Origin of the sequence: Burkholderia theae, assembly GCF_048565265.1 — a bacterium.
Lineage (GTDB): Bacteria > Pseudomonadota > Gammaproteobacteria > Burkholderiales > Burkholderiaceae > Burkholderia > Burkholderia theae.
Genome location: NZ_CP183461.1, coordinates 3495331 through 3508191, shown reverse-complemented (window position 1 = coordinate 3508191; position 12861 = coordinate 3495331). Strand labels below are relative to the sequence as shown.

Below are 12861 nucleotides of genomic sequence, written 5' to 3'. Positions count from 1 at the left end.
TGGCGTGCGCGCACGCAAAGCGGCGCGGGCGGCGGCGGTCAAGGCCGCGCGATCCGCGCAGTTCATTCATTCGGGCCGGCGGCGGGCGGCACGAGGTGCTCGCCGCCGTCGACGGTCAGCGTCGCGCCCGTGACGCCGGGCGCGCTCGCGAGATAGCAGGCGGCCGCCGCGATGTCGTCCGCGTGCGGCGCGTGGCCGCGCACCAGCGCCGCGACCCGCACCTTCGGCGCGAGCGCGACCGCCAGCGCCGCCGTCGCGCGGTTCAGCGCGGCCTGCATCAGCGCGTGCGACAGCTGTTCCGGCGCCGGGTGAAACAGCGCCTGGTCCAGCACGTGGATCGCGCACGCGCGCAGCGCTTCGTGCTCGCGCGCGGCGTCGGGCGTCGCGTCGGCGAGCGCGCGGGCCAGCGCGAGCGGCGCCGTCACGTTGCGCGCGAGCGCGCCGGCGAGCGACGCGCCGTCCACCGTGAGCGCGTCGTCGGCGCCCGCGCTGGCGCTCACGAACACTGCGCACGCGGGCCGGCCGAGCGCCGCGCCGCATGCGGCGACGAGCGCGGCGGCGTCGGCTTCCAGGGCCAGATCGGCGTCGAGAACGGCGGCGCGGCGGCCGAGCGCCGCGACTTCGGCGACGATCGCGTCGGCGGCCGCGCGCGGCGCGCCCTGGCTGCGCTGCAGCGCGACGTCCCAGCCGCACCGCGCGAATCCGGTCGCGAGCGCACGGCCGATCGACGCGGCGTCGGCCGCGCTGCCCAGGGCACCCGCGACGAGCACCACGCGCAGGGTCGACGTATCGGCTGAAACGGTCATTTACAATGCCGGGATGAACCCGAAAGCTCACGAACCCGCTAGTTTACCTGCTCCCGGCCCTGACGCGCTCGCGCAGTCCGAAACCCTCGCCGCGCAACTGCGCGACGAGATCGCGGCGGCCGGCGGCTGGCTGCCGTTCGACCGCTTCATGGAACGCGCGCTGTATGCGCCGGGCCTCGGTTATTACAGCGGCGGCGCGCGCAAGTTCGGGCGCCGCGCCGACGACGGCAGCGACTTCGTCACCGCACCCGAGCTGTCGCCGCTGTTCGCGCAGACCCTCGCGCAACCGGTCGCGGAAGCGCTCGCGGCGAGCGGCACGCGCCGCGTGATGGAATTCGGCGCCGGCACGGGCAAGCTCGCGGCCGGGCTGCTCATGGCGCTCGACGCACTGGGCGCCGAACTCGACGAATACCTGATCGTCGACCTGTCCGGCGAGTTGCGCGAACGGCAGCGCGACACGATTTCGACGGCCGCGCCGGCACTCGCGGCGAAGGTGCGCTGGCTCGACGCGCTGCCCGAGCGGTTCGAGGGCGTCGTGGTCGGCAACGAGGTGCTCGATGCGATGCCGGTGCGGTTGTTCGCGAAGGCGGACGGCGCATGGCACGAGCGCGGCGTCGCGCTCGACGCGCGGCAGGCGTTCGTGTTCGAGGACCGGCCGGCCGCGCCGGCCAGCCAGCCGCCGGTGCTCGCGGGGCTCGCCGCCGAGGTCGCCGATGGCTATGTGACCGAGACGCACGAGGCCGCGCTGGCGTTCACGCGCACCGTCTGCACGATGCTCGCGCGCGGCGCGGTGCTGCTGGTCGACTACGGTTTTCCCGCGCACGAGTACTACCATCCGCAGCGCGACCGAGGCACGCTGATGTGCCACTACCGCCACCACGCGCACGACGACCCGTTCCTGTACCCGGGGCTGCAGGACATCACCGCGCACGTCGAATTCACCGGCATCTACGACGCGGCCGTCGCCACCGGCGCCGACCTGCTCGGCTACACGTCGCAGGCGCGCTTCCTGCTGAACGCGGGCATCACCGACGCGCTGGCCGCGATCGATCCGTCCGAGATCCGGCAGTTCCTGCCGGCCGCGAACGCGGTGCAGAAGCTGATCTCCGAAGCCGAGATGGGCGAGCTGTTCAAGGTGATCGCGTTCTCGCGCGGCATCGACGGCACGCTCGACGCGTTCGCGCGCGGCGACCGCTCGCACGCGCTCTGAAGGGAACTGGACATGCTGCGCTGGCTGATGACATCGTTCGTCGCGGTGATGATCCTGACGCGCTGCTGGCCGTGGCTCGGCAAGCTCGGCATCGGGCGGATGCCGGGCGACGTCACGCTGACGTTCGGCGGGCGGCGCTACCCGTTCCCGTTCATGTCGACGCTGGTACTGACGATGCTGCTATCGATGGTGGCGCGGCTGCTCTGAGCCGCGCCGAATCGGCGACGCGCGCTACAGCTCGATCTCGCCGAGGATCCGGTGCGCGAGTGCCTTCGCCTCGTCGAACGCTTCTTCCTCGCTGGGGCTCGTCGAGTGGACGTCGTAGCGCGTGTTCTCGGTATCGTCCCCATCGTCCCGCGAGAGGATCACGTAACCCTGGAACTGCCCGTTGGCCGAATGCTGGGTATGCGCCTTGGCCGTGTAGATGCCTTTCGTGAACGTGTTGGTGTCCATCGTGCTCTCCCGCAAAAGGACACTTCATCGTAGCACCGCGGCGCAGCATGTACAGCGGGGCTTATCGGTGACCGAACGGCCCGGTCGGCGCTCGATCACCCTTCGATCAGCGCGACCACCTCGTCGAGCGTCGGCGCGTGCGCGCCCGTGTGCCGGCATGCGGCGGCGCCGGCCGCCAGCGCGAACACGAGATGCTCGCGCCACGCGCGCTGCGGCGCGGCCATCAGGCTGAACAGCATGCCGCCGATCGACGCGTCGCCCGCGCCGACGGTGTCGGCCACCTCGACGCGCGGCGGGCTGGCTTCGTGCACGTCGCCGTCCGCGTAGAGCGTCGCCGCCTGCGCGCCGCGCGTGACCAGCACGGCCGCGCGCGGGTTCAGCGCGCGCACCGCCGCGACCGCGTCGGGGCCGTCGCCGCCGAACAGGTGCCGCAGATCCTCGTCGGACACCTTGATCAGGTCGGCGAGGCCGGCCATCTTCTCCAGCGTCGGCCGGTACGCGGCCGTCATCAGGTTCCGGACGTTCGGGTCGAAGCTGATCTTCACGCCGCGCGCATGCAGGTCGGCCGCGAGCGCGGCTAGCGTGCCCGCGAGCGGTTCGCGCACGAGGCTGATGCAGCCGAAATGCGCCCATTTCACCTGGTCGGTCCAGCCGGCCGGCAGCCGCGCGGGATCGAACGCGAGATCGGCGCTTGCTTCGCCGATGAAGAAGTACGCGGGCGGGCGCGTCTCGTGGACGATCGCGAGCAGCGGCGGCCGCGCGACGCGCTGCAGGAAGCGCAGGTCGAGCCCGGCCGCTTCGCTCGTGCGCCACAGCGCGTCGGAGAAGCAGTCCTCGCCGATCGAGCCCGCGAGCGCGCTCGGCACACCGAGCCGCGCGACCGCGCGCGCGACGTTCCAGCCGGCACCGCCCGGCACCGACGTCCACTGCGCATCGCCCGCCCGCACCATGTCGGTCAGGATGTCGCCTGCCGACACGAAAGCCGGAAACGTGCCGCCGCTCATTGCGTCGGCTCGCTGCGCACCGTGCGCGCGAGGGTCGCGAGCACGTCGTAGCACGCGCCCATCGTGTGATAGTCGGTCTTGCCGGCCGGGCTCTTCTCGTCGCTGTACTTGCGGTTGTCGCAGGTGAGGATCCGGTACCACGCGCCGTAGCGATGATCGACGAAGTGCGTCCAGCTATAGCGCCAGATCTCGTCGTACCAGTCCCAGAATCGTTCGCTGCCGGTGCGCGCGCCGAGCATCGCGGCCGCCGCGAAGGTTTCCGCCTGCACCCAGAAGTACTTGTTGTGGTCGCAGATCGTGAAGTCGGGGCCGAAGCCGTAGTACAGGCCGCCGTGATCGGCGTCCCACGCGTGCGTGAGCGCCGCGTCGAACAGCTCGGCCGCGCGCGGCACGAGCCAGTCGAGCGGGCGGTGCCGTTCGAGGATCAGCAGCAGCTTCGCCCATTCGGTCTGGTGCCCGGGCTGGAAGCCCCACGGACGGAAGATGTTCGAACTGTCTTCCTTGTTGTAGTCCCAGTCGACCGACCAGTCCGCATGGTAGTGCTCCCACACGAGCCCGCCCGACAGCGCGGCCTGGCGCTGCGTGATGTGGCTCGCGAGCTTTTCCGCGCGATCGAGGTACGTGAGGTGGCCGGTCGCCTCGTAGGCCGCGAGCAGCGCTTCCGTCATGTGCATGTTCGCGTTCTGGCCGCGGTACGACGACACGATCCAGTTCGGCGTCGCGTCGTCCGCGTACAGGCCCGCGGCCGCGTCCCAGAAGCGGTGCTCGGCCAGTTCGTAGGTCGCCGCGATCAGCGGGCGCGCCTCGTCGATGCCGGCCATCGTCGCGTGCGAGGCCGCGAGCAGCACGAACGCGAGCCCGTAGCAGTGGCGCGCGCCATCGAGCGTCGCGCGCTTCGCGCCGTCGCGCCAGTCGAGTTCCCAGTCGTAGCCCTGCAGTTCGTCGTCCCAGTGCGCGTCGCGCAGGAAGCGCAGCCCGTGGCGCGCGTATTCGAGGTGACGCGGATCGCCGAAATGCCGGTACGCCATCGCGTAGTTGAAGACGAACCGGCAGCTGCTGACGAGGTGGCGCGACGTGCGGTTGTAGATGCTGCCGTCGTCGCGGAAGTAGTGGTAGAAGCCGCCCGTCGGGTCGAACGCGTTCGTCGCGTAGAAGCGCAGCGTGTCCTCGATGTGCGACAGCAGGAACGACGGATCGCGGAAGCTCGCGACGAACGGCGCGGCTTGCGTGTGGGCGGCCGGCGCGGCCGTGCAGGGTTGGACCGGGGGCATGTTCATGATTCGGTGGCCGTTGCGATATCGAGTGCCGGGGAGCCGGCGGGCTGGCTGCTGGCCCGCACGATCAGCTCGACGGGCAGGGAAAGCTCGGTGCGCTCGGGTGATTCGGCGAGCAGCAGCTCGACGCCGCGGCGGCCGAGCGCTTCCTTGTCGACCGCGAGCGTCGTGAGCGGCGGGCTCGCGTGCGCGGCGGCCGGGATGTTGTCGAAGCCGACGATCGCGATGTCGTCCGGAATCCGCAGGCCGCGCGCGGTGCACACGCGCTGCGCGGCCAGCGCGGCCGCGTCGTTGTACGCGAACACGGCTTCGGGGCGCGGGCCCGGCGCGTCGAGCAGTTGTTCCATCGCACGCGCGGCGCCCGTGTCGGGGTCGAGCCCCGCGTCGATCGTCACTTCGTACGCGGGATCGAACAGCCGCCCGGCCTCGAAGAACGCGCGCCGGTAGCCGATCGCACGCTGCGCGATGCTGTAGTGCGCGGGCGAGCCGCCGATGAACGCGATCCGCGAGCGGCCGGTGGCCAGCAGGTGGCGCATCGCGAGCGCGGCGCCCGTCGCGTTGTCGATGTTGACCGAGCGCAGCCCGGGCGCCCACAGGTCGATCAGCACGAGCGGCCGGCCGGTCGCGGCGAGCGCCTCGATCGTCTCGGGCTCGATGAAGCCGGCGACCGCGATCGCGTCGGGCGCGTGCGGACGCATCTGGCGCAGCACGTCGTCGTTCGGGCCGACCGTGAGCAGCGTCGGCACGATGCCGCGTTCGCGGCATGCATCCTCGACGCCGTGCAGCACGTGCGAGAAGAACGGGCTCGCGGGAAAGCGGTTGTGCTGGCGGTGCAGCAGGAAGGTGAGCCGGCGGATGCGCGGCCGCAACTGCGCGGGATCGTAGCCGAGCTGCTGCGCGATCTCGACGATGCGCGCACGCGTTGCTTCGGACAGGCCCGGCTGGTTTTTCAGCGCGCGGGAGACGGTGCCGATCGAGACCTCTGCCGCCCGCGCCACATCGCGAATGGTGGTACCCATCGTTCGGGGTCCGGTTTGTTTAGGGTGAAAGCGATTGTATAGTAAAACGTATCGCGGAATTCGGGCCGGATAGCCGGGGAATACCCGAAAATTACGGGCATTTAAGCGCTAATCTGCGAAAACGACGTTACTAAAAATACTAAACAAAACGCGAAAAAGGCAAGGTGACCGTGTAGGTGCCTGGCGGTGCGCACGGCGGGCGGGAAGTGGACGGGAAGCGAGCGTGTTTCGTGCGTCCGCGCAGTGGCTCGGTGGCCTGCACCGGCCGGTGGGAAGCCGGTGCGCAACGGTCCGGCGGAAGAAGGGCGGACGGTCGCCCCCGTCGCGCGGGGCGCGGTCGTAGCCGCGAACGGCAGTCGCCGGCCGTTCAGCGCATCGCCGCGGCCGGCGGTTCGCCGCGATTGCGCAGCGCGGCGCGCCCCGCGTCGAGATCGACGACCGCGAGCCCGTCCGGCTGCTGCTTCGCGCGCCGCTTCGCGAGCGCCGCGACCGACGCGATCTCGTCGCTGCCGTAGCGCTGCGCGCCGTGCGCGCCGGCCGGCACGCCGACCGCGCCGATCGCCATCGTCACGAAGCCGAAGAACGCCGGGTTGCCGTGACGGTCCTCGCCGTGCAGCCCGCCCGCCTCGCGGTCGGCCTGCGTGTAGAAGAGCTGCGCGCCTTCGTTGAAGCGCGCGATTGCGTCGGCGGCGCGCGCGTACCAGTCGTCGCGCTGGAACAGCACGAGGAAATCGTCGCCGCCGACGTGCCCGAGAAAGTCGCGCTGCGGATCGCACACGCCGGCCAGCACCGTCGCGGCGAACTTCAGCACCTCGTCGCCCTGCCAGTAGCCGTACTGGTCGTTGAACGGCTTGAACTGGTTCAGGTCGACGTAGCACGCATGAAAGCCGGCGTCGCGCTGCAGCAGGCGGTCGATGTGCGCGCTGATCGGGATGTTGCCGGGCAGGAACGTCAGCGGATTCGCGTAACGCGCGGCCTCGATGCGCATCTCGGTCACCGCGCGCACCAGGCTCTCGCCGGTGCCGAGCCCGACGTAGCGGCCATGTTCGGTGATCACGAAACCGTCCGCGAGATAGCGCTGGTCGTGGCTCGCGAGCAGCATCGCGAGCTCCTCGAACGTCGTCGCGTTGTCGATCATCAGCGGCGCGTCGTTCGCGAACTGCAGGCACGGCTTCTTCCCGAACACCTCGCGGTGGTACGGCAGCGCGAAGCGGTCGATGAAGCCGCGGCGATTCACGAGCGCGACGGGCCGGCCGCGTTCGACGAGCGCGACCGCGTGCAGCTCGGGCATCCGGTTGAACAGGTCGAGCACGTCGTTGCTGGTCGCGTCGCGCGGCAGCGCCGGCGCGGAGACGAGCATCTTCGCGGCGATCGTGCCGGCCGGCCGCACGGTGCGCGTCGCGCCGGGAAACACCGCGATGTGCGGCGCGCGGATCGCGTCGCGCGCGGCCGGCGCGACGACCCGCGACGGCTGCGCGTTCGGCCGGCCGAGCAGGAAGCCCTGCACGCAGCAGATGCCCATGTCGCGCACGACGATCAGGTCGCATTCGTTCTCGATGCCTTCCGCGATCAATTGCGCACCGCTCGCGTGCGCGAAGTGCTGCATCGCCTTCACGGCCTCGAACTTGAGCGGGTCGCGCGCGATGTCGTGGATGAAGAAGCGGTCGATCTTCACGACGTCCGGATGCAGGCGCAGCCACAGGTTCATGCTCGCGTTCGCGGTGCCGTAGTCGTCGAGCGCGAACTGGATGCCGGCGTCGCGCAGCGAGGCGACCGCCGGCCCGATGTGCGCGATGTCCGGCACCGCGTTCTGCTCGGTCAGCTCGATCACGATGCGCTCGGCGCCGACCCGCGCACGGCCGAGCAGCGCGCGTGCGCGCTCGCGTTCGCGCGCGAGTTGCAGGATCGTGCCGGCACTGAAGTTGAGGAACAGCTTGCCGTCGCAGCCGAGCGCCGCGAACGCGTCGAGACAGGTGCGCGCGGCGGCCTGTTCGAGCGCGATGGTCGCGCCTTCGCGTGCCGCCTGCGCGAACAGCGCGGCGGGCGGCTCGAGGTCGGTGCCGCGCGGGCCGCGTATCAGGCCCTCGTAACCGACGACGGTCCCCGACCCGAGGTCGACGATCGGCTGGAAGACGGCGGCGAGCGCGCGGTCCGCGATCAGGCGCGCGGTGCTGACGGCAGCGGGGGCGGGGTGGAGCGCGGGCATGGGCGAGGGCAGCCGAATCGACGGGACGCCCGGCTTAACGGCACCGCTCGCGGAGAGTTGAATGAAGATTTCGTGACGCGATGCGCGTCGGTGGTGCATCGCGCCGGGGCGCGCAGCGGTGCGCGTCCGGCGGGTGACGGAAGGCCGCCTTCCGGCGGCCGTCGCGCCGCTGCGTGCGTCAGCGCTTGCCCGCGTTCAGCGCGCCGGGCGCCGATGCCGCGTCGTCCTGCCCGCCGCGCTCGCCGCTCATGTCGCGCGCACCCCAGCGCTGCGCGAGCGCCGCGCACGCCATCAGCTGGATCTGGTGGAACAGCATCAGCGGCAGCACGATCGCGCCGACCGCGTTCGCCGAGAAGATCACCTTCGCCATCGGCACGCCGGCCGCGAGGCTTTTCTTCGATCCGCAGAAGATGATCGTGATCTGGTCGGCGCGGTTGAAGCCGAGCCGCTTGCTGACGAACGCGGTCAGCAGCAGCGCGATCGCGAGCAGCACGAGGTTGACGACGAGCAGGCCGCCGAGCGCGTGGGCCGGAATCTGGTGCCACAGGCCCTGGTTGACGGCCTCGCTGAACGCGACGTAGACGACCAGCAGGATCGAGCCCTGGTCGACGAAGCGCAGCACGCCGCGGTTGCGTTCGATCCAGCCGCCGATCACGGGGCGCAGCAACTGGCCGGCGACGAACGGCACGAGCAACTGCATCACGATGCTGCCGACGGTGCTCCACGGCGACGCGGCGGCGGCCGACTGCGACGTGATCATCAGCCCGACGAGCGCCGGCGTGACGAAGATCCCGAGCAGGCTCGACGCGGATGCCGCGCACACGGCGGCCGGCACGTTACCCTTCGCGATCGACGTGAAGGCGATCGACGACTGGACCGTCGACGGCAGCGTGCACAGGAACAGCACGCCCGCATAAAGCGTCGGTGTGACGAGTGGCTGCAGCACGGGTTTCAGCGCGAGGCCGAGCAGCGGGAACAGCGCGAACGTGCTGAGCAGCACGACCGCGTGCAGCCGCCAGTGGGTCGCGCCCGCGACGACGGCTTCGCGCGACAGCTTCGCGCCGTGCAGGAAAAACAGCAGGCCGACGGCGATGTTGGTCGCCCAGTTGAACGCATGGGCGGCCGGGCCGCGGCACGGCAGGAGGCTCGCGAGCACGACGGTGCCGACGAGCGCGAGCGTGAAGTTGTCGGGGAGAAAACGGGGACGGGCCATCGGAAACTCGATTCGGAAACGACAAAGGCGCGCGTCGCGCGCGCGGATCGCGTTATTGTCCCGGTTGGCCATTCACTACACAAATTCATTGTGGGAATCGATTGATGAATCTGCTGCATGCAATGCAGGCCATCGCTCGCGCCCGGCAATGCGCAAAACGGCAGAAGAATGTTCTGTCGCGTTCGCGCCCTGAAGTGAAAAAACCTAGCAGTAACATGGTGTTACACCGATGCCCGCGACATAACACTTTTTGGCTCGACACACTTTCGGCCCGCTCATAAATTACTGCTGAAAGCCATGGGTCGGCCGAAAGGAGCCGACGCAGGGCGTGGACAGGCACTGAACGATGACGGAACGGGTGAAACGGAAGATCGGACGATGGGTGGCAGGCGTGCTCGGCGCGCTGCTGATGCCGCTCGCGCTCGCGCAACCGCCCCACGGCGGTCATGGGTTCGGCGGCCACGGCTTCGGTGGCGGCGACATGCGCGCGTACGGTCAAGCGTACGGCCAGGCCGGCGGCGGGCCCGTCTGGCGCCGCGTTCCGCCCCCCGCCGGTGTACGCCCCGGCGGCGTGAGCAGCTACGGCTCCCGCTGGGGGCTGCGGCCGACGCCGTCGTACGGCCACTACGCCGCGCAAAGCCCGTATCGCCCGATCAGCGCCGACGCGCGCCAGATGCCGCGCCCGCCGGGCGGCGGCAACGTGCCGTTGCGCGCCGGTTCGATCCGCGCCGACGTCGCGCGCTACAACGAGGAACGCGGCGGCCGTCCGATGCCGCCGCCCCGCTCGCAGGAAGAGCCTGCACACTCGCCGCTGTTCTCCCCGTTCTACCGAAACTGAGCGCCCGCGCGCTCGTCCCCCCGCCGGCTGATGCGAATTCGCCACAGTCGCGCGCAGATTTCCGCTGATTTTCCCGTCGCATTGCGCTATCTTTCGCGCCCGGCTCGCGTGTGCCACGCCGCCGTCCCGCCGCGCCGTCGCTTTAGCGCCGGGCCGCCGACGTGTACCCGGCCATGTATCAATTCCTCGAAGTTAATGCTGGCGCTATACCAGCAATAAGTGTGCGCAATTTTGACCGGACGAATGATCCGTAAAGATGGCTGCGCCCCATACGACGCAAGCACTCGGCTCCATAAAACAACGCTCGCGCCACTTATCGACTATTCGACAAAACCTGGAGATCCCATGAAAGCATTCGCCCGCCGTGCGTCGCGCACGTCCGTCAAGCTGATCGCAGCCGCTGCCTGCGTGGCGGCTACCGCTCCCGTCCATGCGCAATCGAGCGTTTCGCTCTACGGTCAGGTCGACGAATGGGTCGGCGCAACCAAGTTCCCGGGCGGCGACCGCGCGTGGAACGTGAGCGGCGGCGGCATGTCGACGTCGTACTGGGGCTTGCACGGCACCGAGGATCTGGGCAACGGCTACAAGGCGATCTTCACGCTGGAAAGCTTCTTCCGCGCGCAGAACGGTCAGTTCGGCCGCTTCCAGGGCGACACGTTCTTCGCGCGCAACGCGTATGTCGGCATCGATTCGCCGTACGGCACGGTGACGGCCGGCCGCCTGACGACGCACCTGTTCCTGTCGACGATCCTGTTCAACCCGTTCTACGACTCGTACACCTTCTCGCCGATGGTGTACCACGTGTTCCTCGGCCTCGGCACGTTCCCGACCTACCCGAGCGATCAGGGCGCGGTGGGTGATTCGGGCTGGAACAACGCGCTGTCGTACACGTCGCCGTCGTTCGGTGGCCTGAATTTCGGCGCGATGTACGCGCTCGGCAACCAGGCCGGCGACAACCGTTCGAAGAAGTGGAGCGCGCAGTTCAACTATGCGAACGGCCCGTTCGCGGCGACCGCCACGTATCAGTACGTGAACTTCAACAACGGCCCGCAGGACCTGAGCGCGCTCGTCGCCGGCATGAAGAGCCAGGGCATCGCGCTCGTCGGCGCGACCTACGACCTGAAGCTCGTGAAGCTGTTCGGCCAGTACATGTATACGAAGAATGACCAGGTCGCGGGCAGCTGGCACGTGAACACCGCGCAAGGCGGCGTGTCGGTGCCGCTCGGCGTGGGCAGCGCGATGGCGTCGTACGCGTATTCGCGCGACGCGGGCGGCCTCGACCAGACGCGCCAGACCTGGGCCGTCGGCTACGACTATCCGCTGTCCAAGCGCACCGACGTCTACGCTGCGTACATGAACGATCACATCAGCGGCCTGTCGAGCGGCAACACGTTCGGCGCAGGCATCCGCGCGAAGTTCTGACGCGTACGCGCGATCGGTGTGCCGGACGCGCGCGTAAATCGCGTGTTCCGGCTGCATGTTTTCCCGCCCGAAACGGCGCCGCCACCCGCGGCGCCGTTTTGCCTTTCTTGACCTTTCTGTTTCCCTGCCTTTGTTACCCTATCTCGTAATTGGACCATTCCCCCGTCATTACGAGCTAGTTCGATGGATACCCTCGTCAGCATGAATGTGTTTCGCTACGTCGTCGAAGTGGGCAGCTTCGTCGGCGCGGCCGAGCGCATGCAGATGTCGGCTGCGATGGCGAGCAAGCACGTGATGCATCTCGAGCAGCAGCTCGGCGCACGGCTGCTGCATCGCACGACACGACGCGTCGCGCCTACCGAGGCCGGACGCGAATATTACGAGCGCCTCGTGCAGGCGCTGTCTGAACTCGACGAAGCTGGGCAGGCCGTCGGCGCCGCGAGCGTGGTGCCGCAAGGCAGGCTGCGCGTGACGTCGCTGTCCGCGTTCGGGTTGCGGCACGTGATGCAGGCCGTCACCGATTACGCGGGCCGGTTCCCGGACGTGACCGTCGACATGACGCTGTCCGATCGCGTGGTCGACCTGATCGAGGAAGGCTACGACGTCGCGGTACGCGCGGCGCCGAACGGCTTGAAATCGTCGTCGCTGGTCGCGCGGCAGATCGCGACCGCGCACATCCTGCTGGTCGCGTCGCCCGAGTATCTCGACAAGCACGGCACGCCCGACACGATCGCCGATCTCGCGCACCACAACTACCTGCGGCGCGACTCGAATTCGACGATGCTCGACTCGATGGTGATCGACGCGGCGGCCGCGTCGCGCGTGAACCTCAACGGCAACCTGATCGTGAACCATCTCGAAGGGCTGCGTGCGGCCGTGCTCGCGGGCGCGGGCATCGCGCTGCTCGGCACCGAGGTGGTCGGCGACGACATCGAATCCGGCCGGCTCGTGCCGGTGCTGCTCGATTCGGTGCCGCCGCACGAGGCGCCGATCTATGCGGTCTACGCGAGCCGCCGGCACGTGTCCGCGAAGGTGCGTTCGTTCGTCGATTTCCTGGCGGCGCGTTTCGAAGGGCAGTCGCTGTGCCCGTCGATCGAATCGCGCCTGCGGGTGCTGCCGATCACGCGGATCAAGCGCACGGGCTGAACTGCGCATCCCGCTGCGACGGGGCCATGAAAATGTATGGTCAGCCTGTTTTTTGCAACCTTGGACAGTGACTAAGATAGAAAGGCTTGCGCTAATGTATCCGGGCTCGAAATGGGCGCGGATCGCGCCCGGCCCTCGATGAGAAGCCGCGCCCGACAGGCCTTAAAAAAGCTTCAGTCTGCGAGACTGAATTTCATGTCAGGTTTTCTGTCGGGCCGTGAGCCGATTGTCTTCATCACGGATCAGAGGTCGCAAAAGCAGGCAGGTACT

12 protein-coding genes are annotated in these 12861 nt (G+C 69.2%); 5 read left to right on the top strand and 7 right to left on the bottom strand.

Going from position 1 to position 12861, the window contains the following annotated elements; translation table 11 throughout:
* Positions 1-62: 62 nt before the first annotated feature.
* Complete coding sequence (locus ACN22W_RS16530; RefSeq protein WP_419685434.1) at positions 63-806, bottom strand: SDR family oxidoreductase; 744 nt, start codon at positions 804-806, stop codon at positions 63-65.
* Between the two features lie 13 nt (positions 807-819).
* On the opposite strand from ACN22W_RS16530, the gene ACN22W_RS16525 reads away from it, so the two are divergent.
* Positions 820-2016, top strand: coding sequence for a class I SAM-dependent methyltransferase (locus ACN22W_RS16525; RefSeq protein ID WP_412022895.1), 1197 nt, complete (start codon positions 820-822; stop codon positions 2014-2016).
* Between the two features lie 12 nt (positions 2017-2028).
* The gene (locus tag ACN22W_RS16520; RefSeq protein WP_419685433.1) at positions 2029-2223 is read left to right on the top strand and encodes a DUF2905 domain-containing protein; all 195 of its coding nucleotides are present in this window, start codon (positions 2029-2031) and stop codon (positions 2221-2223) included.
* Between the two features lie 24 nt (positions 2224-2247).
* Here ACN22W_RS16520 and ACN22W_RS16515 read toward each other — a convergent pair whose 3' ends face one another.
* The 6 genes from ACN22W_RS16515 to ACN22W_RS16490 form a co-directional block, all read right to left on the bottom strand.
* On the bottom strand, positions 2248-2469 hold the full coding sequence (locus ACN22W_RS16515; RefSeq protein ID WP_129513135.1) for a hypothetical protein: 222 nt from the start codon (positions 2467-2469) through the stop codon (positions 2248-2250).
* 95 nt (positions 2470-2564) lie between these two features.
* Positions 2565-3473 (bottom strand): carbohydrate kinase family protein, encoded by a 909-nt coding sequence (locus tag ACN22W_RS16510; RefSeq protein WP_419685432.1) that lies wholly within the window; start codon positions 3471-3473, stop codon positions 2565-2567.
* Positions 3470-4750: an AGE family epimerase/isomerase gene (locus ACN22W_RS16505; RefSeq protein ID WP_419685431.1), complete on the bottom strand. Its 1281-nt coding sequence runs from the start codon at positions 4748-4750 to the stop codon at positions 3470-3472. The genes ACN22W_RS16510 and ACN22W_RS16505 overlap by 4 nt, the downstream gene beginning before the upstream one ends.
* Positions 4747-5766 (bottom strand): LacI family DNA-binding transcriptional regulator, encoded by a 1020-nt coding sequence (locus ACN22W_RS16500; RefSeq protein ID WP_048247783.1) that lies wholly within the window; start codon positions 5764-5766, stop codon positions 4747-4749. Before ACN22W_RS16500 ends, ACN22W_RS16505 begins: the two co-directional genes overlap by 4 nt.
* Positions 5767-6133: 367 nt before the next feature.
* Positions 6134-7972 (bottom strand): EAL domain-containing protein, encoded by a 1839-nt coding sequence (locus tag ACN22W_RS16495; RefSeq protein ID WP_419685430.1) that lies wholly within the window; start codon positions 7970-7972, stop codon positions 6134-6136.
* 178 nt (positions 7973-8150) lie between these two features.
* Positions 8151-9185: a bile acid:sodium symporter family protein gene (locus tag ACN22W_RS16490; protein WP_193099287.1), complete on the bottom strand. Its 1035-nt coding sequence runs from the start codon at positions 9183-9185 to the stop codon at positions 8151-8153.
* Between the two features lie 346 nt (positions 9186-9531).
* On the opposite strand from ACN22W_RS16490, the gene ACN22W_RS16485 reads away from it, so the two are divergent.
* The 3 genes from ACN22W_RS16485 to ACN22W_RS16475 all read left to right on the top strand — a co-directional run bounded on the left by ACN22W_RS16485 (position 9532) and on the right by ACN22W_RS16475 (position 12591).
* Positions 9532-10023 carry a peptide-binding protein gene (locus tag ACN22W_RS16485; RefSeq protein WP_419685429.1) on the top strand — a complete coding sequence of 164 codons (492 nt, stop codon included), beginning with the start codon at positions 9532-9534 and terminating at the stop codon, positions 10021-10023.
* A gap of 345 nt (positions 10024-10368) precedes the next feature.
* The gene (locus ACN22W_RS16480) at positions 10369-11445 is read left to right on the top strand and encodes a porin (RefSeq protein WP_129513130.1); all 1077 of its coding nucleotides are present in this window, start codon (positions 10369-10371) and stop codon (positions 11443-11445) included.
* A 183-nt stretch (positions 11446-11628) separates the two neighbouring features.
* The gene (locus tag ACN22W_RS16475) at positions 11629-12591 is read left to right on the top strand and encodes a LysR family transcriptional regulator (protein WP_129513129.1); all 963 of its coding nucleotides are present in this window, start codon (positions 11629-11631) and stop codon (positions 12589-12591) included.
* Positions 12592-12861 lie beyond the last annotated feature (270 nt).